Below are 19659 nucleotides of genomic sequence, written 5' to 3'. Positions count from 1 at the left end.
CGGCCTGCGCAATTCGGCAATTCCAAGAAAGTGGCGCGCAAAAGCCGGGGCGGTGCTCCAACTATTTCGAGCGACGCCCTTTCACTGGCCGCGGGTCTGGTCTACATGCATTTGCATGGAAAATCCCCGCGTCGGCCGTTTCACGGCAACCGCCCTGATGCTTGGCAATCTCGTCACCGGTTGCTCGGTGCTGGCGCCGGCGGGGATGCTGCCGGAATTGTCCGCGGGGTTGGGGATCAGCATCCATGCGGCAGGGCTGCTCATCACCTTCGGCGCGATCACGCTGTGCATCGGCTCGCCGCTGACGGCGTGGCTGACCAGCCGCATCGAGCGGCGGGTCTTGCTCTCGACCACGCTCGCGGTCCTCGCCCTCGGCAACCTCGCCTCGGCATTTGCGCCCGACTATGCGAGCCTCCTTGTCATCCGCCTGGTGATGCTTGCCGTCGGGGCGCTCTATACGCCGCAGGCCGCGGGCACGGCGGCGCTGATCGTGCCGGCGGAACGGCGCGGCAGCACGATTGCCTATATCTTCCTCGGCTGGTCGTTGGCTGCCGCCGTGGGCCTGCCGCTGATCACCTTCATCGCCAGCCGCTATGGCTGGCGCGCCGCCTATGCCGGGATCGGTGCGCTCGGCTGCGTCAGCTTCCTGTTGCTGCTGGTGCGCCTGCCGGTCGGCTTGAAGGGCACGCCGGTCGACCTCAAGACCTGGAGTGAGGTCGGCCGCAACAGGGCTATCCTGCTGCTGCTCGCGATCACGATGTTGCAGATGTCCGGCCAGTTTACGGTGTTCACGTTCATGGGCCCGCTGCTCAAGAAGCTGACCGAGGCGAGCCCGGATGCGATCGGCATGGTGTTCGCCATCTATGGGGTCTGCGGCTTCCTCGGCGTCGTGGTGGCGACCCGCATCGTCGACACATGGGGGCCGTACCGGACCTCCTTGCTGTTCACGTGCCTGTTACTGGCGGGCATCACGGGGTGGGCACTGAGCGCGGGCACCCTTGTGATGATGGCGATTGCGGTTGCGATCTGGGGACTGGGCTTTGCCTCGACCAACTCGATGCAGCAGGTGCGGCTAGTCGCGGCCGCGCCGCCGTTCGCGTCCGCAACCGTCGCGCTCAATACGTCCGTCCTCTATATCGGCCAGGCCATCGGCTCTGCCGTCGGAGGGTTGCTGTTTGCCAGCGAGCTGCTGCACAGCACAGGCTTCGTGGCGGTCGGCTTTGTTGTGCTGGCGCTGGTGCTGGTGGTCGTGAGCCGTCCCCGGCCGACTGCTACCACCCCAGGCTGAAGCCAGGCATTTCCTGTGTGCAAGGCGCTTGGCAAACCGCGCGGGAGAGCGCTAGAAGGCCGTCATGGGGACCAGAGAGAGTTGACTGAAATGAGGATGATTCTGGCGGTTGCCGCGGTGCTCTATTCAGCCTCCGCGTTGGCGCAGACCGACAAGCCACCGATGGTGGGGGACAAGCCGCTGGTGCAGGTCAAGCCCAAGGGGACCAAGGCGGGCACCAAAGAGGCGGCTGCCAAACCCGCCGCTCTGGCGCCGAAGGGCAAGCCGCAGTCGATCGCGGTTCGGCTCCAGGCCTGCCTCGACCTCGACGACGGCACCAAGGACCGGCTCAACTGCTACGATGCGGTGATCGCGCCGACGCCGAAGCCGAAGCCGGCGAAGGCCAAGGGCTACGCCGATTGCCGATTCTTCAAGGAAGAGGACGAGCGGTTGGCCTGTTTCAACGGCTTTGCCGAGAGTATTCCGAAGCTGCCGAAAAGCTGAGGCTTGCGAGCCGGACGCCTAGTCGGCGATCCGGCTCAGCATCGCTCTGAAGGCAACGCCCGGCAATTGCAGGGCGGTGCCTTCGAACTCGGCCGTGTCGCCGTCCTCCCGGCCGGCGAGCGTCAGCGTGATCCGGTCGATGCCGAACAGCGCCTTGAACGACGGATCGTCGTTGTAGCGCTCGGTCGAGATCTTGACCTTGATGCTGTTGCCTTCGCCCGTGTAGGTGCCAATGAAGGCGAAGGCCGAATTGCCGCCGCGCATCTTGCCATCCGTCACATAGACGACTCCGCAGCCAGTTCCATGAACGGTGTGGAAGTCGACCTTGTACAGTCCCTGACGCACTGCCTGTCCTCGCGGTATTCCAAACGCACTCGTGCAGTTCGGCCGGTAACATAGGGTCGTGGCCAGCCGAAGCAATCCGGTGGCTGCCGAGGATTGTCGGCCATCAACATTACATTTTGATCATGGCCTGACGGAATTGCAGTCAGCGCGGCGAAATGCCGGCGCGCGCAAAATCCAGCCTAACGGTTTGAGGCGGCAGAGCTGGTGGCCGCCACGCGTGTCAGCGCCAGCGCCGGCGTTGCCGACATCTTCACCAGCACGTCCTTCAGCGGGTATTGCGTCCACGCGCGGTTGACGTAGTCGCGGTGGGTGATGCCGTCGCCCGTTTCGACGAACACGACGCTGCCAGGACGCAACGGGCCATCCATGTCCTCGGAGACGCCGATGCCCTTCTGTCGCAGCGTGCTCATCAACTCGCGGTCGCGTTTTGCGGTGTGGTGGGTGTAGGAGCTAACGAAGAAGCCCGCGCGGTGGCTCTCGATCCAGGACGCGAACTTGTCCATCTCACCATAGACGGCGTCGAGCAGAACGACGCCGCGGACGCGATCGCTGATGCCGCCGACCTCGAGGCTCCAGGCGGTCGGCAGGAAGCCGCCGCTATAGCCGACGATCACGATCGGCATGTTGGCAAAGGCGCGCGCGCTGTTGGGATCGCCGGTCAGCTGCGCGAGGTGGCTGGCTGACTCTTCCATGAAGCGCTTGAGGCCACCGGGCTGCCAGAATTTTCCGGCACTGGAATCGGCGGCATCGACGGCCATCTGCGGTGCAAGCAGCACGGCATTGGCGCCGGAATCGGTGATCTGTTGCGGTACCAGCTGGCGATCGCGCACGTCACGCTCGAGCGTCGCGCCGTTGCCGTGGAAGAACACCACGATCACGCCGGGCTTGCGCACGTCGAAATGCTCAGGCACGTGCATCAGCACGCGGCTGTCATTGTAGGTTTCGTCCTGCCAGAACACGCGCCCCGAAGAGCTGCGGTGGCCGCGGCGGTCACCTTTGGAGATGTTGAGGAAGGGCGAGTCGGACGCAGGGTTGTTGCCGAAATAGGGGAAGGCCGAGGACTTCATGCTGACGAGCGTCGTCAGGTCCTCGCGTGGCGGACGCTGATAGGGCACCTGCGGCGCGAGCGAGGCAACCTTGTAGGGCGCTTGCTCAGGCTGAGGCTGTTGCTGAACGGAGCGCTTGGGCGAGAAGTCCGACATCTGCCGTTGCAGGAGACTTTCGCTCGCCGACGGGAAGCGCTCTCTGAACTGTGGGGCAGGGAAGCGATCTTCGAACGTGTCGCCGGTTGCGACTTGTTGATTGGACAGTCGCGAATTGGTCTTGGCGACCACCTGGACATTCGCTTGCGAGTTGGCCGCAAGCGCCGTCGGGTTGGGCGCATTGCCGCATTGAACCAGCGTGAGCGACAACGGCACCAAGCCTGAGATCACGGCGATCCGAAGCGCACGACCGCGCGCCCCGGACGCCTTGGCCCGGTCAGCGCGCATGTCTGCTTTCAATCTCGGAACGGCCCCGACCATCCACCCATGACCCCAAGCCATGAACTCACGTCCATCGGCAACCGTAAGACAATTGAGCCGACTGGCGTTTAGGCGACGTTAAGTGTCCGGAGCAATTTCCCCACATCCGGAACGATCAAAAAAGACCACGCAATCGTGTCGCGATTGTGGGAGGGGAGCGGGTATTCCAGCGGACGATTACGGGGTTTATTGCCCAAGGGAGACACAGAAGGTGCTGAATTACCTGTTCTGATCGCCTCATTTAGCCCTTGTTAACCCTGCTTGAATTGACTGCACCAAACTGCACGATGCCTCCCACGAGGCGCGACGCCTGAGGCTAAGGACCCAGATGACGGCATCAGATGCGGGAACCGCGCCCTGGACCGGGCGGCTGACCGGAGGCGGCTCCGGGGTTTCTGTTCTGGTCGCAACCGCGATTGTCGTTGCGGACATGATCGGGGTCGGCGTCTTCACCAGCCTCGGCTTCCAGGTCAAGGACATCCCCTCGGGCTTCTCGATCCTCGCGCTATGGACTGTCGGCGGCATCGTCGCGCTGTGCGGCGTGTTCTCCTACAGCGAGTTGGGCGCGATGTTTCCCCGCTCGAGCGGGGAGTACAATTTTCTCGGGCGCGCCTATCATCCGGCCTTCGGCTTTCTCGCCGGCTGGGTCTCGGCGACGGTTGGCTTCGCGGCGCCGGTCGCGCTCGCGGCTATGGCCTTCGGCGAATTTGCCAAGTCCGTCATGCCCGGTGTGCCGCCGATCCCGCTCGCGATCGGCGTGGTTTGGCTGGTCTCGATCGTGCAACTGACCGGCGTCAGGCACGCCTCGACCTTCCAGTTGATCTCGACCATCCTCAAGGTCGTGCTGATCGTCGCTTTCCTCGTCGCCGGTTTCGTCATCGGCACGCCGCAGCCGATCTCTTTCGCACCGCAGTCCGGCGATCTGGCCCATATCGTCAGCGCGCCTTTCGCGATCGGGCTCGTCTTCGTGATGTACTCGTTTTCGGGGTGGAATGCCGCGACCTACATCATCGGCGAGATGAACACGCCGCAGCAGAGCCTGCCGCGTGCGCTGCTCGCGGGTACACTGATCGTCCTGGTGCTATATGTCGCTCTCAATGCGGTGTTTCTCTACTCGACGCCGGTCGGCGCGCTAGCCGGCCAGCTCGACGTTGCTCGTGTCGCAGGCAGCGCGATCTTCGGCAACCTCGGCGGCCGGATCGTCGGCGCGATGATCTGTGTCGGCTTGATCTCCTCAATCAGCGCGATGATGTGGATCGGCCCGCGCGTGATGATGACGATGGGGGAGGACATCCCGGCGCTGCGCGTGTTCTCGAAGAAATCGGTGAGCGGTGCTCCGGCCTACGCGATCTTGTTTCAGCTCGCGGTCGCTAATTTGCTGCTGTTCACGCGTAGCTTCGAGGCGGTGCTCGACTTCATCCAGTTCGCGCTTTTGTTCTGCTCGTTCTTCACGGTTGCCGGCGTGATCAAGTTGCGCATCACCGATCCCGACCTGCCGCGCCCCTATCGCGCCTGGGGATACCCGTTCACGCCTCTCATTTTTCTGCTCGTGACCGCGTCCATGATGTACTACCTCTTGACCGAGAGGCCCGTGCAGTCGCTGTCGGGGTTGCTCGTCATGCTCGCTGGTCTCCTGATTTATGCTGTTTTCCGCAGGCGGCCGATCACCGCTGCCGCATCATCACATCGCGAATGAACATGACATCGCGAGTAAACATGTTTCGACCCATGAGAATTGCGGCCGTCGCTCTTGCTCTCCTGGCTGCGGTCACCTCGTCCGTGCGTGCGGCCGAGGTTACCTTCGACGACACCGCGCGTTTCCTCGCGGGCATGCAGCCATCGGCTGACTCGCCGCTGGCGGCGCTCACCAGGGATCCGTCCTGGCAGCATCACGCAAAATTCTTCGACGGCGCCTTCGCCCAGCTCGAGCAGCGGCAATTGTCGAGAATCCGGAGCTGGTCAGACGTCAATCTCGCCGCGCCGCGGCCGACCATGTTTTATTTTTTCAGTGGCCCGGATTTCCTTTACGCCAACGCCTTCTATTCCAAGGCCAGCACCTATGTGCTGGGCGCGCTTGAGCCGGCCGGCGCGGTACCAAATCTGACCAGGCTGTCGCGCGGCTCGGTCGATGCCGCGCTCTACAATGTCGAGCGCTCGCTGGGCTCGATCCTGAGTTTCTCCTTCTTCATTACCAAGCAGATGAAAGCCGACCTGCACACCAACCAGGTCAACGGCACGTTGCCGATCCTCTACGTCTTCCTGGCGCGCTCCGGCAAAACCATCCGCAACGTCGAGATGGTGGCGATCGACGACAAGGGCGGGATGCACACGGGCAACGACAATCCGGGGCCGAACGCCACGCGCGGAGTCCGCATCACCTTTGCAGGCGCCGACGGCGAGGCGCGCACGCTGTATTATTTTTCGACCGACCTGTCGAATTCCGGCGCACGGGCCGCCGGCTTCCTGAAATTCTGCGAGACGCTCGGGCCCGGCAACAGCCTGCTCAAGAGCGCGTCGTATCTCTTGCATGCGGGCAACTTCACCGTTGCTCGCGACTGGCTGCTCGCCAACAGCGCGACCATCATTCAGGACGATTCCGGCATTCCGCTTGCCAGCTACAATTTGCGGCAGTGGCGTTTCTTCCCGTTCGGCCGCTATCTCGGACCGATCAGCAAATTTCCCGGCCGCTATCAGGAGCGCTACGCCGAACTGTTCACGCGTGCCCAGCCGATCGATTTTGGCGTCGGCTATCGCTGGCGGACGCATGAGTCGAATTTGCTGCTGTCGGTGAAGACGGCGGGGAGCGAGGCCGCGCCGGCAGCGGAGATCACATCGTCAGCCGAGCCGCCGCCGAAACCAGCACGGCCGAAGCGGCCACGTCCACTCGAGCCGGTCCCGCCGCCGCCCGGACGCATCTTCTGGTTCCGTTAAATTAGCTACCAGTGCACGCTCTGGCTCGGCACGATGAACGCCGTGGTGCTCGGCTGCGTTGCAAAGCTTGTCGCCAGATACCAGCCGGAGCCGAGCACGAGTGTGAGCAAGGCTATAATTGCCATCATATCGATGGTTCTGGGGTCGTAGTGGTGGTGACCCCTGTGGCCAAGATCTGGACCGAGCCTGAAATGAAAATGAGGGCTGATTTTCCAGCGCATTGTTGTTTCCTCCCGTGGGAGCATCACAACAACGCAAGGGCGGAGTTCCGGTTCCGGTCAGAGCAGCGATGCGTAAAGCACCGCAGCATGCTTACGAAGCGTTGACGCCGCGCCAGCGCGCGTATCGCCATGGCAAATACCAGCGCGCAGTTCGCGGCGCAGTGAGAGGCACGTTGTCGATGCCAGAGGTACCGAATGGGTTGCAGCGCAGCAACCGCGCGAGCGTCATCCAGCCACCGGCCCAAAGCCCGAACCGCCCGATCGCCTCATCGCCATACACGGAGCAGGTCGGCAGATGGCGGCAGTTATAGCCGACCAACGGCGACAGCGTGTGCCGGTAGAGCCAGATCATCGCGCGACCGAACCTGCGCGGCAGCCGCAGCGCTTCTGTCACAGAAGTGGAACAGTGCTCGCAGGTTGAGTGCTTCATGTGCGCAATGCTGCCATCCTGAGCGCCCAGCTGCGCGGTTCCACCGCAGGGAACGGCGAGCTGTTGTGCGCACGCCATACTTTGCCTGCTTTCAGGGAGCAGTGCAGCAAGTACCTATGGACGATCTGTATTCCCCCGGATACCATTTTTGTGACGTCCATGTGTAGACTCATCGGACGCCGAACGGGGCTTACCTGAATCGCTTTGGGGCTTGGGAAGGGACCAGTTTGAAAGTTCTGAAGTCGCTCAACCTTCGCGGCTGGTTGCTGGTGGGAACCGCTACTTGTGGGATCGTATTGGCGGGCGTCGTCGCGACCTTCGGTTCGTCGGCCAGCGCCGGCGTCTCGCTGGAAGAGCGCAAGCTGCCGATGAAGTTTGGCTGGGTCGCCTGCGAGCCCAATTGCCGCGGCTGGGTCAGCGCGGTCGGCATCATCACCGCTGATACTCCGAAGGATTTCGACGACTTCGCTCGCGGACGCCAGCTCGGCGGCGCCACCGTCGTGCTCGACTCCAGCGGTGGTTCCGTCAACGACGCGATCACCCTCGGCCGTCGCTTCCGCAACCTCGGCCTTCTGACCACCGTCGGCATCACGCAGCAGAACGGCGGCGGGCAGAGCGCCCGTCCGGCGGTCGCCTCGGAAGCCTATTGCGAATCCATGTGCGTGTTCCTGCTGTTGGCAGGCAAGAAGCGCTACGTGCCTGATGCAGCCCATGTCCGCGTTCATCAGATCTGGATGGGCGACCGTGCTGATGATCCTAAGGCGGCGAACTACAGCGCGCAGGATTTGATGATTGTGGAACGTGACATCGGCCGGCTTGCCAAATACACCTTCGACATGGGCGGGGCGGGCGACCTGCTGTCGCTCGCGCTCAACGTGCCACCTTGGGAAGATCTGCACGAACTCGACGCCGCCGAGCTGAAGCTGACCAATCTCGTGACGACAGATCTGGTGGCCGACGTGCTCCCGCATGTAGACGTCACCGCGCCCGCGGTGGCCGAGCTTGCGCCGAAGACGCAGGCAAGGTTCGGCGAGATGCCGGAGCCTGCCAAGTCGACCAAGACGGCGGAAGCCACGGTCCCGACCGGCGGCGTGGCGACGCCGCAGAAGTAAGTGCTCAAGGCCAGCCTCAGCCCTGCGCGGTAGCCGGTTGTTTCGCCTTGGCCTCGATCTGGCCGATCGCATCGACCACGGCATCGAAGGTCAGGAGTGTCGAGGCGTGGCGCGCCTTGTAGTCGCGCACCGGCTCGAGGAACTTGATCTCTTCCCATTTGCCTTCCGGAGGAGCGCCATTCTCCTTGAGCATCTTGCGAACGGTCTCGCGTAACTCACGGAGTTCGCTCGCAGTCGAGCCGACGACGTGACTTGCCATGATGGATGAAGAGGCCTGGCCCAGCGCGCAAGCCTTCACGTCATGCGCGAAGTCGGTGACGGTGTCGCCCTCCATCTTGAGGTCGATCTTCACGGTCGAGCCGCAGAGCTTGGAATGGGCGATGGCGGAGGCATCGGGGTCCGACAACCGCCCGAGGCGCGGAATATTCCCGGCCAGCTCGATGATCCGCTTGTTATAAATGTCGTTCAGCATGTGATGGAGTCCAGGGCTTCCGGGCCGGATCGGCCTTGGCGGGCGCCGTCCACGGTCCTATATAGGGCTGGAACTGGCGGATAAACAGTCCGGCGGTACGTCGGTGGTGATCCAGATTTGCGCTGCCGGCGTTGTTGCCAAGGGACCTCTTTCGCCAAATACTGTTCTCTTCAGGCGTCCGGCGGCTTGCCCGCCCCGTCTGCCGGTGACACTCCGGCCGCAAGGCCGTCGAACGGAGTAGACATGGACGCTGCAATCCAATCCATCCGCCCCCACAAGCCCTCTGACAAGCAGCCCGAGAGCCGCCCGGCGGAGCTTAATCCCGCCGAGTTCCTCGCGGCCGCTGTCCGCGCCGACCAGCCGCGTCCCGCGCGTGCCGAGGCGGAAGCGGCGGTGAAGACTCTGCTCGCCTATATCGGCGAGAACACCGCGCGCGAGGGCCTGCTCGATACGCCGCGTCGCGTGGTCGAGGCCTTCGACGAGCTCTATCAGGGCTACCACCAGTGCCCGGCCGAGGTGCTCGACCGCACCTTCGGCGAGACCGCCGGCTATGACGACTTCGTGCTGGTGCGCGATATCGAGTTCACCTCGCAATGCGAGCATCACATGATGCCGTTCTACGGCAAGGCGCACATCGCCTATACGCCGGTGGAACGCGTCGTTGGCCTGTCGAAGCTGGCGCGCCTGACCGACATCTTTGCCCGTCGGCTCCAGACCCAGGAGCATCTGACGGCACAGATCGCGGCCGCGATCGACGAAATCCTGAAACCGCGTGGCGTTGCCGTCCTGATCGAGGCTGAGCATACCTGCATGTCGGTGCGTGGCGTCGCCAAGCATGGCGCCTCTACCTTCACCAGCCGCTACACCGGTATGTTCCGCGACAATCCTGCGGAGCAGGCCCGTTTCCTGTCGATGGTGCGAGGCCTGACGCGCTGACCTCGCGAATAACTGGCGAGGTTTGTCGTGTCCGCTCACTCCCATGAGATCGAGGAAGGCCTGGCCTTCCTCCCCAAATTCGATGCCGCCGGCCTCGTGACCTGCGTGGCGACCGACGTCGTCACCGGCGACGTGCTGATGGTCGCGCATATGAATGACGAGGCGCTGCACAAGACCATTGCGACCGGCGAAGCCTGGTACTTCAGCCGCTCGCGCAATGCCTTGTGGCGAAAAGGTGAGACCTCAGGTCAAACCCAGCGCGTGGTCGAGCTCCGCACCGATTGCGACCAGGACGCGGTCTGGCTCCGCGTCGAACAGATCGGCGCGGCCTGCCACACCGGTCGCCGGTCCTGCTTCTATCGCGAGGTCGAGGTGGAGGGCGACCGTGCGAAACTCGTCTTCGTCGATGCTGACAGGCTGTTCGATCCGAACGCGGTCTACAACAAGTAGCTCTCGCCACTCCGAGGCGCGCTGCTGGTCCGTCCGAAGCTCGAGGAGCGAAGGCAGATGCGCCCCGGAATGACAGCGACCGCCAAATTAACCACGCGTTAACCATAACCGTCCCACGGTGAGACAATCAGGCGCCCGAACTGCCGGCGCCGCTCAAACGCCGCGCGGGCCGGTTACTCCATCATGTCGGTCGACAATTCCAGTGCCTCGCAGACGGCCGCAACCGATCAGTCGCGGCGCGTCGCGGGCGCGATCAAGCAGGCCTCGAGCCAGACTGGTGTCAGCTTCGAATACATGCTGACCACCGCCAAGATGGAATCGGATTTCGATCCATCGGCCGGCGCCAGCACCTCGTCCGCCCACGGCCTCTATCAATTCATCGACCAGACTTGGCTCGGCACCGTGAAGGAGGCGGGCACCCAGCTCGGCTATGGCAACTATTCCGACGCGATCACCCGGACGTCGTCAGGCACTTACACCGTAGACGATCCCTTCATGAAGCGCTCGATCATGACGCTGCGCGACGATCCGGGGGCCGCCTCCAGCATGGCGGCGGCACTGACGCAGTCCAACAGCTTCAAGCTCACTGGTCTGCTCGGCCGCAGGCCGTCCGACAGCGAACTCTACATGGCGCATTTTATGGGCGTCGGCGGCGCGGCAAAATTGATCGCCAATGCCGAGGACAATCCGCAAGCGGTCGGCGCGCGGCTGTTTCCCAACGCTGCATCCGCCAACCGTTCGATCTTCTACGCCAAGGATGGCCGCGCTCGCAGCGTCTCCGAAGTCTATTCGGTGCTGAACGCCCGCTATGCGAGCGCCTCGAACGCAAGATCGACCCGCAGCGCGATGGCGATGTATGGCGACACGCCGTCGACCACGCAGGTTGCCGCCGCCAATGGTGTGCAGCCCACCGTGCCGATGGTCAATGGCGCTGCCTATCTCCAGACCTTTCCGGATGCACGCGGCGTGACGCCTGTGAGCGCGACATCGTCGACAACCGTCGCTGACAACACGCCGATCACGCCGGCATTCCGGTCGATCTATCAGCCTGGCGATGCGACGCAGCCGGTCTCGACGACAGTGCAGAAATTGTGGGGCAACAACGCCTCGCTTACCTCGGTTGCACCTGCGACGCCCGACATGCGTCCGCCGCAGCCGCTCGATCTCTTCAGCGATCGCAGCGGCACCTTCTCGAGCTAGCGCGCTGCCGCACGTTGCGGTGGCTCTCAGCCCTTAACAAATCATCAATAAAACCAGCCAGTTATGGTGAACGCTTTGTTAAGCGTCGTGGTTTATTTTGTGTTGCGGGTGACAAGCCGTCACCGTTTCATTTATTCGTTGCGTAAGCCGGAAGCACAATGATTGTTCGGCAGTTCATCAATTGGATCAGGACCGCGCCGGCCGGTGAGCGCGCCGAGGCAACGCGGGCATTGGCGCGGGCCTGGCTGATCTCGGACCTATCTCACGACGACCGTGTCGCCGCCGAAGGCGCGCTGCTGATGCTGCTCGACGATCCCTCGCCGCTGGTGCGGCAGGCGATGGCCGAGGCATTTGCGCGCAGCACGGATGCGCCGGCGTCGATCGTGCGGGCGCTGTCGGCGGACCAGCCGACCGTGGCGCTACCCGTGCTCGAACATTCGCCGCTGCTGATCGATGCCGATCTCGTCGACATCGTTGCGACCGGCAATGATGAGGTGCAATGCGCGGTCGCCCGCCGCATCGCGCTGCCGGTCTCGGTCTGCGCCGCCATCGCCGAGGTCGGCTGCGCGGCCGCCGCGCTGGAGCTGATCGAAAATCCTCACGCCGAGCTGGCACCATTCTCGTGGAATCGCATCGTCGAGCGCCACGGCCATCTCGCCGCGATCCGCGAGGCGTTGCTGGTGCTGGATGACATTCCGGCCGCCACGCGCGCCGCACTGGTGGCAAAGCTTTCCGAGACGCTGGCGCAATTCGTCGTGGCGCGGAACTGGCTGAGTGCCGATCGTGCCGAGCGCATGACGACCGAGGCGCGTGACCGCTCCACCATGAACATCGCAGCGCGCTCGCGCGGTGACGACATGCAAGGCCTGGTGAAGCATCTCCGTATCACAGGTCAGCTCACTGCGGGCCTGATCCTGCGCGCGCTTCTGTCGAGCAACCTCGAACTGTTCGATGCGGCTCTGGCTGAACTCGCCGATCTGCCGCTCGCGCGCGTCTCCGCGCTGCTGCACGATCGCGGCGGCAACAGTTTGCACGCGCTGCTCCGTCGTGCCGGATTGCCCGAGGCGACGTTTGCGGCGTTCCAGGTCGCGCTCGATGCTTGCCACGAGCAGGGCTTTATCGATACCGACGACACCGCGGCCCGGCTGCGCCGGCGCATGGTCGAGCGCGTGCTCACCCATTGCGAGACCGACCGCGGTGCCACCGAGCCGCTCATGGTTCTGCTGCGCCGCTTCGCCACCGAATCCGCGCGCGAAGAGGCGAGATTATTCTGCGACGAGATCACCGCGGAAGACACAATCGATCCGGTGTATGACGATCTGATCGCGGCCTAGCTAGATCCGCAAACTCCGTCATTGCGAGCGCAGCGAAGCAATCCTGGGTCTCTCCGCGGGAGCGGTCTGGATTGCTTCGCTGCGCTCGCAATGACGAGAGGAAGAGCGGGACGCTACTCCGCCGGCACGATGCTCGGCGCGAGGATCACTTCGAGATGTTCGGGGCGGTCGCGATTGACGTCGGCCAGATAGTCGTCTGCGACCTTGCGCAGACGACGGCTGAGCTCGGCGGAGACGCTGATGCTGTCGAGCTTGGTGTTCTCATGCAGGATGGCGAGGATTGCGTTGATGTGGTACGTGAACAGCTCGGCCGGCACCCTCTCCAGATCCGGCGCATGCTCGATGACGCGGCACAGACTCTCGGCAACTTCCGCTGCGGCCGGAAAGCCGAATGTGGCGGCGTCGCCCTTGATGTCGTGCGCGGCGTGGAACAGCTCGTCCCGCCGCTCCTTGGTGAAGCCGTCGTTGCGGATGGCGACATAGGCAGACGACAGCCGGTTGACCTCGGCCGTCATCCAGTTCCCGAACTCGCCGGACAGATCGGCAAGCGCCTGCTCGGCGCGTCCGATCGGATCGTCCATGTCCTTTTCCTCGACCCGACGCAAAACTTTCCGCAACGGATTGGGCTGCGTGATGACGTGATGCGTCGCGAAAGCCGTGACCTCGATATCCTTTGCGCTGTTCTTCGCCATGATGCCTGCCTCGTCGGGTGAGACGTTGCGCTAGATGGAGGAGCGGGCCTTGTCGAGCAGCGAGGGCTGCTGAAGCACCTCGTGCTTTTCGCCGACGCGGCGCTCCGGGCCCATATAGGCGGAGTTGGTGTTGCGGCGCCGGTCCGGGCCGAAATACGTCTTGGTCTTGATGAAAGGCCGGGGACTGGCGACCACATTGAGGATGCGCTGGTAAAGGCCCTTGGCCGAGATCGGCTTGGCCAAAAATTCGGTGACGCCGGCATCGCGCGCGACGGTGACACGGCGCTTCTCGGAATGCCCCGTCAACATGATGATCGGTGCGTAGGGGTTGCCCTTGGACTCGGGCTGCCGGATCATCTGCGCGAGCTCGAGCCCATCGAAGATCGGCATCGCCCAGTCGGCGATGACGATGTCGGGCACATAGTGGCTGTACATTTCCAGCGCGGTGGCGCCGTCCTCGGCTTCATAGACTTCACGTGCGCCAAAGGAATGCAGCAGCGTCCGCAGGATGCGGCGCATGTGCGGATTGTCGTCGCAGATGAGGAAACGCAGCTTGTTGAAATCGATGCGGAACATGGCGCCCGGGCCGAAGCGGTCAACTTTCGTTAACCATATCGCACCGAGGGTTAACGAAGCGTTGCGAACGGCGCGGCCGGCGGGCAGGTGGCTAGACGATTCAGGACCCGAATTGTTCGCGCAGAATGCGCTCTTCCAGACTGTGGCCGGGGTCGAACAGCATGCCCATCGAAATGGTCCTGTCGGCGAGCACCTCGACGCGGCGGACATCGCGCACCTCGTCGTGGTCGGCGACTGCCGCCACCGGGCGCTTGTCGCCTTCGAGCACCTCGATCACGACGTAAGCCGTGTTGGGCAGGAGCGCGCCGCGCCAGCGGCGGGGACGGAAGGCGCTAATCGGCGTCAGCGCCAAGAGGGCAGCGTTGATCGGCAGGATCGGACCCTGGGCGGACAGATTGTAGGCAGTGGATCCCGCCGGCGTCGCCACCATGATGCCGTCAGCGATCAGCTCGGGCATACGTTCGCGCTCGTCGATCAGGATCCGCAGGCGCGCCGCCTGGTAAGTCTGTCGGAACAGCGCGACCTCGTTGATGGCATGATGCAGGTGAACGCGGTCGTTGACGTCGGTCGCGCGCATCAGCAGCGGGTTGATCTCGGATTCATGCGCAGCCTCAAGCCGGGCGCGCAGGTCGACCGTCGAGTACTCGTTCATGAGGAAACCGACCGTGCCGCGGTGCATGCCGTAGATCGGCTTTCCCGTGTGCATGTGCTGGTGCAGCGTCTGGAGCATAAGTCCGTCGCCGCCGAGCGCGACCACGATGTCAGCCTCGTTTGGGTCGCAATTTCCGTAGCTATCGGTGAGCTGCCTGAAGGCGGCCTGCGCTTCGCTGCTCGGGCTGGCAACGAAGGCGATCCGGTCGTATCGCGATGGCTTGGTCATGGCTTCCAGGCAGGTGTCGCCGGCTCGAGAAAGTTCCGCCGGGCTCGTCTATACGACCTGGGCCTCTATTGTCGAGGATGACCGCTCGACAAGGCAAACGGGTCGGTCGGGGACGGCAAAAGCCAGGCGGATCGGCCCTGAAAGCCTTTCCTGGGCCTCCGATTCCCCAAACAGTCGTAATTGCCGGCTATAATTGCGGCCAGCGACCGACGGGCGGGGCAGGGAGAACAATCATGGTCATAGGCTTGCCGACGCTGCGCTACGCGGGGCTGGTGCTGGCGGTGTCTGCCTTCGCGCTCGTGGACATGGCGCGCGCGGACGATCCGCCGCTGCCGCGCAACGAGGCGGCGGCGCCCGCGGGACAGAAGGGCGGGCGCGGCGGCAATGCAGCGCAGGCCTCGCCATCGACCGCCGAGCAGCATCGTCTGCCGGGAGACCAGACCACTAAGCAGACCCTCGATCTGCCGGGCCGAACGCTCAACTTCGCCGCGACCGCAGGCTCCATCCGGGTGTTCGACGAAAAGGGCGAGCCGCTCGCCGACATCGCCACCACGTCTTACGAGCTCGATGGCGCCGATCGCGCCACCCGCCCGGTAACATTTCTGTTCAACGGCGGGCCCGGTGCCTCGTCGGCGTGGCTGCAGTTCGGCGCGGTCGGGCCGTGGCGGCTGCCGCTCGACGGCGAGGGATTGTCACCGTCGGCCTCGCCGGAGGTGAAGCCCAACGCGGAGACCTGGCTTGATTTCACCGATCTCGTCTTCATCGATCCTGTTGGTACCGGCTACAGCCGTGTCATCGCGAGTGGCGAGGACGCGCGAAAGCGGTTCTATTCGGTCAATGGTGACGTCAATTCGATCGCGCTCGTGATCCGACGCTGGCTCGAGAAGCACAACCGGCTGACCTCGCCCAAATTCGTCGCGGGCGAGAGCTATGGCGGCATCCGTGGGCCCAAGGTCGTGCGCCAGTTGCAGCTTCAACACGGCGTCGGCGTCAGAGGCTTGATCCTGGTGTCGCCGCTGCTGGATTTCCGCGAGTTCACCGGCACGAGCCTCCTGCAATATGTCGCGAGCTTGCCGAGCTATGTGGCGGTGGCGCGCGAAGCCAAGGGCCCGGTCAAGCGCGCCGATCTCGCCGATGTGGAGGCCTATGCCCGCGGCGAATTCCTGACCGACCTCGTCAAAGGCGAGGCGGACAAGGAAGCCACTAATCGCCTGGCCGACAAGGTCGCGGAGCTGACCGGCCTCGACCCGGCAGTGAGCCGCAGGCTCGCCGGCCGCTTCGACGTCGGTGAATTCCGCCGCGAACTCGACCGTAAGAACGGCATGGTGACCGGGCGTTACGACGCCTCGGTGCGTGGCTTCGATCCCTATCCGGATTCGAGCGGCTCATGCTTCGGCGATCCCTCAGGCGATGCGCTCCAGGCGCCGTTGACGAGTGCCGCCGTCGATGTTCTCACGCAAAAACTCAACTGGCGGCCGGACGGCTCCTATGAAGTCCTCAATGGCGCCGTCGAGCGCAACTGGGACTTCGGCGGCGGCATCAACCCGCCGCAATCGCTGTCGGAGCTGCGTCAGATCCTCGCCACCGATGCGAAGCTGAACGTGCTGGTCGCGCACGGCCTGTTCGATCTGGCCACACCCTATTTCGGCACGAAGCGGGCGCTCGACCAGCTGCCGGCCTTCGCAACGTCCCGCGTCAAGTTCGTCGTCTATCCCGGCGGCCACATGTTCTATTCGCGCGACGGCTCGCGGCAGGCGTTTCGAAGCGAGGTCGAAGGATTGATCAGGGAGTAGGCCGGCGCTTGCGGGGCGGATATCTCCGCGCGATCTCGCGCGCTACGACGCTCGCGGGCTTGAGGTTGGCGCCGCCAAGCCAGATGTCGCTGACTTTGCCGCGCTTGTCGCGGACGCGGCGCACGGGTTCGCCGTGGCTGGAATAGCCCGCCGCCCAGACGAGCTTGCCGGTGTCGCGCCCAGTGACCTCGATCTCGGCGGCATCCATGAACGGATTGTTGAACTGTGGATTGGCGACGAGCACGCGGTTGCCGGCGGGCACCAGATCGCTCGCGCCCCAGATCGTCCACCAGCGGCCGGTCCAGTCGCGCACGCGGCGGTCGGGGGCGCCGCGTGTCTTGAACACGCGCAGGATCTGCATCGCGCCGTCCATCCAGAACGGGGCCGCTCCGTCGATGGAGTTGCTGAGGATGCTGATCGCGAGCTCGCAGCCAGGAATCGTGCAGGTCCGGGAGATGTAGCCCTGGAAGCCGCCGCCATGGCCGAACCAGTCCCAGCCGTCGGTCTTGCCGGCGTTGACGCCGAGGCCGTAATAGCCCTCGAAGGTCTGCGGTACGCGCCAATGGTTGCGCGTCATTTCGCGGCGGCTCGCGACTGACAGCACGCTCTTCCTGGCGTTGGGGGCGAGCTGGGCGAAGAAGCGCGCCGTGTCCGCGGCGGTGGCGACGAAGCCCGCGGCGGATGCCATTGCATGCGCGGGATTGTCGCCGGGGATCACGCAGCGCTCGCCGAGCGGCAGCTTCCGCGTATGGCCGCGCGCAAACAGCGCGCCCTTGGGAAGCGGCGCATTCGGTTCGGTCTCGCGAAGGCCTGCAGGCTCGATGATCTCGCGCTTGATCCAGGCGGAGTAGGGCTCCTTCGTCACGCTTTCGATGACGAGGCCCATCAGGCCAAAGCCGTGATTGGAATATTTGAAGCGCGTGCCGGGCTCGATCGCGGTAGGCCCCTTCAACTCGGCGAGCAGCTCCCTGGCGTTGAGATAGGGACGGCTGTCGATGAACTGGCCGGAATCGGCGCCGTCGCGCGTCAACCCGGCGCTGTGCGAGAGCACCTGGGCAATCGTGGTCTCGGCCACGCGCGGATGCAGGCCGCTCACGTACTGGCCGACGGGATCGTCGAGCCTGAGCTTGCGCTGCTCGCGCAGCTTCATGATGCCGGCCGAGGTAAAGCTCTTCGAGTGCGAGGCGATGCGGAAGCGGTGGCGCGGGGTGAGCTTCTCGCCGGTGTCGAGATTGGCGAGGCCGAACGCATGCTCGGCGACGACCTCGCCGCGATGGACGAAGGCGACCAAGACGCCGGGCTGTTGGAAGGTCGTCTGCTGGAATTCGATCCAGGAGCCGATGTAGTCGATCGCGGATCGCAGCCAATTGTCCATTGCGCTACCGGTTTGCGAGGGGATCGGTTGCGAAGCTAGCCGAGAAAGCGGAACGGGCACAACCCGGAAAGGTTGTGCCCGTTCGCGTCATGCGAAGATGCGATGTCTCAGTAGACGAGCGTCGCGCCGGTCGGCTTGTCGAGCGCGGCAGCCAGCGAGCGATACTCGGAGCTGCCGGTGCCGGCGAGCGAGGCGATCTTGTTCAGATGATACTGCGCCTGTTCGCGGTTGCCCTGCTCGAGCTGCCAGAGGCCGTAATACTGCCAGGTGCGGACGTGGTTCGGATCGTCCTTCAGCGCGATCTCGTAATAGACCTTCGAGGACTGGTAGTCGCCGAGCTTGCGATAGGAGTAGCCGATCAGGTTCGCAACGTCGGCGACGTCGTCGCGCTCGAGCGACTTCAGCTGACCGATCGCGCCGGTGTAGTCGTGATTGTCGTAGATCGTGGTGTAGGCGGTGCGATAGGCCGCAAGGAATTTCGGATCGCTGACGGAAGAGCTCTTCTTCTTGCCCTTCTTGGACGAGTTGTCCGACTTCGGCGGTGGGGAGGGCTCATCGCCGCCCGCAGCATAGGCGCTGGTCAGTACCGGCGCGGCCGCCAGCGACATGGCGACGAGTCCAGGCACGACAAGCATTGAGAGTTTGCGCATTGAAGTTCTCCCGTATGGAACGTGGCGATCCTACACGATTGCCCAAAGACCGGAACACCCGGTACGCAAAAACATTCCCCGCACCCCGGTCTATTCGCCTTTCCTCAGATGACAAACTTGTCATCCAGATGAACAGAAGCTGGCCGCGGACTTCAGGCAGGGTTCAGTGCGCTCCTCCTAGGCTCTGACCCATGATCGAAGGGTTGGCGAGAGGGCGCCCGCCTCAAGATCCTTCCAAGAGGAGACCACCATGTTGAAGACCATTTCCGCAGCCTTGCTCGCAGCCTCCGTCATCGCAGCCCCCGCCTTCGCCGCTGAAGCCGGCAAGACCACGACGACCGCCCCGGTGATCAAGGCGGACCAGACCCAGAGCAAGGTCTCGACCATCGCCGCCAAACCCGACGCGAAGACCGCCGACATCAAGTCGGGGGCCAAGGTCGACACCAAGGCGAAGGCGATGAATGCCAACGCCGCGATCACGCCCGACGAGCACAAGGCCGTGCGGACGCATCGCCATCACCACAAGCATCTGTCGGCCAGGAAGTCGCTGAAGACGCAGTCGGGCCTCACCAAGCCGGTGACCACCGAGAAGCGCAGCTAACCGCTGATCCTTGCGCGGCGGCATCCCTGGATTGCCCTGCTGTCGCGTGCAGAGTTCAGGCCCGGCTCGCTCGTCACGCCCCGCGCGCAAGCGCAAGGTGCTGGCGGCGGGCCGGTGCGTGCCGGGGACCGCAAGCGAATTGCTTCGTTTCGCGACCGTAAACAAAATCTCGAAAACAACCCCATGCACAGTAGCCGGTGACACGCAAATCGATGGGTCCCCCTCTACGGATTTTACGAATCCGTTTGACTCGTCGGGCAAAACACCTCTAGCAGTCTGCTGAAAAACCCCTCGCCAGGGAGGGGACTTGATGATTCACTTTATCATCTCGAATCGGCGGAGACGATCATGCGCGGCAGGTTTACGG

Annotated in this window: 21 protein-coding genes; 11 read left to right on the top strand and 10 right to left on the bottom strand. The window is 63.9% G+C overall.

Annotated features, from left to right (window positions below; all coding sequences use genetic code 11):
* The first annotated feature begins 115 nt into the window (after positions 1-115).
* Both ABIA96_RS33660 and ABIA96_RS33655 read left to right on the top strand, forming a co-directional pair.
* A complete protein-coding gene (locus ABIA96_RS33660) occupies positions 116-1288 on the top strand; it encodes an MFS transporter (protein ID WP_354141221.1) in 1173 nt (390 codons plus the stop codon).
* 90 nt (positions 1289-1378) lie between these two features.
* Complete coding sequence (locus tag ABIA96_RS33655) at positions 1379-1771, top strand: hypothetical protein (protein WP_354141220.1); 393 nt, start codon at positions 1379-1381, stop codon at positions 1769-1771.
* 18 nt (positions 1772-1789) lie between these two features.
* On the opposite strand, the gene ABIA96_RS33650 is transcribed toward ABIA96_RS33655, so the two are convergent.
* Both ABIA96_RS33650 and ABIA96_RS33645 read right to left on the bottom strand, forming a co-directional pair.
* Positions 1790-2116: a GrlR family regulatory protein gene (locus ABIA96_RS33650; protein WP_354141219.1), complete on the bottom strand. Its 327-nt coding sequence runs from the start codon at positions 2114-2116 to the stop codon at positions 1790-1792.
* 179 nt (positions 2117-2295) lie between these two features.
* On the bottom strand, positions 2296-3606 hold the full coding sequence (locus ABIA96_RS33645) for an alpha/beta hydrolase (RefSeq protein ID WP_354141218.1): 1311 nt from the start codon (positions 3604-3606) through the stop codon (positions 2296-2298).
* Between the two features lie 361 nt (positions 3607-3967).
* Between ABIA96_RS33645 and ABIA96_RS33640 the strand changes: the two genes are divergently transcribed.
* Both ABIA96_RS33640 and ABIA96_RS33635 read left to right on the top strand, forming a co-directional pair.
* Positions 3968-5335 (top strand): APC family permease, encoded by a 1368-nt coding sequence (locus tag ABIA96_RS33640; RefSeq protein WP_354141217.1) that lies wholly within the window; start codon positions 3968-3970, stop codon positions 5333-5335.
* Positions 5336-5355: 20 nt separating this feature from the next.
* Positions 5356-6570: a hypothetical protein gene (locus ABIA96_RS33635; protein ID WP_354141216.1), complete on the top strand. Its 1215-nt coding sequence runs from the start codon at positions 5356-5358 to the stop codon at positions 6568-6570.
* 5 nt (positions 6571-6575) lie between these two features.
* Here ABIA96_RS33635 and ABIA96_RS33630 read toward each other — a convergent pair whose 3' ends face one another.
* Positions 6576-6791 carry a hypothetical protein gene (locus tag ABIA96_RS33630; RefSeq protein WP_354141215.1) on the bottom strand — a complete coding sequence of 72 codons (216 nt, stop codon included), beginning with the start codon at positions 6789-6791 and terminating at the stop codon, positions 6576-6578.
* A 91-nt stretch (positions 6792-6882) separates the two neighbouring features.
* Positions 6883-7221, bottom strand: coding sequence for a membrane protein insertion efficiency factor YidD (gene yidD / locus ABIA96_RS33625; protein WP_354141214.1), 339 nt, complete (start codon positions 7219-7221; stop codon positions 6883-6885).
* 227 nt (positions 7222-7448) lie between these two features.
* Between yidD and ABIA96_RS33620 the strand changes: the two genes are divergently transcribed.
* Positions 7449-8333 (top strand): COG3904 family protein, encoded by an 885-nt coding sequence (locus tag ABIA96_RS33620; protein ID WP_354141213.1) that lies wholly within the window; start codon positions 7449-7451, stop codon positions 8331-8333.
* Positions 8334-8349: 16 nt separating this feature from the next.
* Here the strand turns inward: ABIA96_RS33620 and ABIA96_RS33615 are convergent, their stop codons facing one another.
* Complete coding sequence (locus ABIA96_RS33615) at positions 8350-8805, bottom strand: iron-sulfur cluster assembly scaffold protein (protein ID WP_354141212.1); 456 nt, start codon at positions 8803-8805, stop codon at positions 8350-8352.
* A gap of 243 nt (positions 8806-9048) precedes the next feature.
* Here ABIA96_RS33615 and folE point away from each other — a divergent pair, with 243 nt between their 5' ends.
* The 4 genes from folE (at position 9049) to ABIA96_RS33595 (ending at position 12725) form a co-directional block, all read left to right on the top strand.
* Positions 9049-9741, top strand: a complete 693-nt coding sequence (gene folE / locus ABIA96_RS33610; RefSeq protein WP_354141211.1) for a GTP cyclohydrolase I FolE — start codon at positions 9049-9051, stop codon at positions 9739-9741.
* A gap of 27 nt (positions 9742-9768) precedes the next feature.
* On the top strand, positions 9769-10191 hold the full coding sequence (gene hisI / locus ABIA96_RS33605; RefSeq protein WP_354141210.1) for a phosphoribosyl-AMP cyclohydrolase: 423 nt from the start codon (positions 9769-9771) through the stop codon (positions 10189-10191).
* Positions 10192-10374: 183 nt separating this feature from the next.
* A complete protein-coding gene (locus ABIA96_RS33600) occupies positions 10375-11391 on the top strand; it encodes a transglycosylase SLT domain-containing protein (protein WP_354141209.1) in 1017 nt (338 codons plus the stop codon).
* Between the two features lie 158 nt (positions 11392-11549).
* The gene (locus ABIA96_RS33595; protein ID WP_354141208.1) at positions 11550-12725 is read left to right on the top strand and encodes a DUF2336 domain-containing protein; all 1176 of its coding nucleotides are present in this window, start codon (positions 11550-11552) and stop codon (positions 12723-12725) included.
* Positions 12726-12838: 113 nt separating this feature from the next.
* Here the strand turns inward: ABIA96_RS33595 and ABIA96_RS33590 are convergent, their stop codons facing one another.
* The 3 genes from ABIA96_RS33590 to ABIA96_RS33580 form a co-directional block, all read right to left on the bottom strand.
* Positions 12839-13417, bottom strand: a complete 579-nt coding sequence (locus tag ABIA96_RS33590; protein WP_354141207.1) for an Hpt domain-containing protein — start codon at positions 13415-13417, stop codon at positions 12839-12841.
* Positions 13418-13447: 30 nt separating this feature from the next.
* On the bottom strand, positions 13448-13993 hold the full coding sequence (locus ABIA96_RS33585) for a response regulator (protein WP_354141206.1): 546 nt from the start codon (positions 13991-13993) through the stop codon (positions 13448-13450).
* A gap of 100 nt (positions 13994-14093) precedes the next feature.
* A complete protein-coding gene (locus ABIA96_RS33580) occupies positions 14094-14873 on the bottom strand; it encodes an NAD kinase (protein ID WP_354141205.1) in 780 nt (259 codons plus the stop codon).
* A 233-nt stretch (positions 14874-15106) separates the two neighbouring features.
* Between ABIA96_RS33580 and ABIA96_RS33575 the strand changes: the two genes are divergently transcribed.
* Entirely contained in the window at positions 15107-16666 is a 1560-nt protein-coding gene (locus ABIA96_RS33575) for a S10 family peptidase (protein ID WP_354141204.1), read from the top strand.
* On the opposite strand, the gene ABIA96_RS33570 is transcribed toward ABIA96_RS33575, so the two are convergent.
* Both ABIA96_RS33570 and ABIA96_RS33565 read right to left on the bottom strand, forming a co-directional pair.
* Positions 16656-18041, bottom strand: a complete 1386-nt coding sequence (locus ABIA96_RS33570) for a serine hydrolase domain-containing protein (protein ID WP_354141203.1) — start codon at positions 18039-18041, stop codon at positions 16656-16658. The two genes, ABIA96_RS33575 and ABIA96_RS33570, sit on opposite strands and share 11 nt — an antisense overlap.
* Before the next feature lie 107 nt (positions 18042-18148).
* Positions 18149-18691, bottom strand: coding sequence for a tetratricopeptide repeat protein (locus ABIA96_RS33565; RefSeq protein ID WP_354141202.1), 543 nt, complete (start codon positions 18689-18691; stop codon positions 18149-18151).
* A 250-nt stretch (positions 18692-18941) separates the two neighbouring features.
* On the opposite strand from ABIA96_RS33565, the gene ABIA96_RS33560 reads away from it, so the two are divergent.
* Entirely contained in the window at positions 18942-19292 is a 351-nt protein-coding gene (locus ABIA96_RS33560) for a His-rich protein BRANT (protein WP_354141201.1), read from the top strand.
* Positions 19293-19659: the final 367 nt, after the last annotated feature.

The organism is Bradyrhizobium sp. LB11.1, assembly GCF_040549385.1.
GTDB lineage: Bacteria > Pseudomonadota > Alphaproteobacteria > Rhizobiales > Xanthobacteraceae > Bradyrhizobium.
Note: the sequence above shows the minus strand (reverse complement) of the source record. Positions and strands in the feature narration are given on the sequence as shown.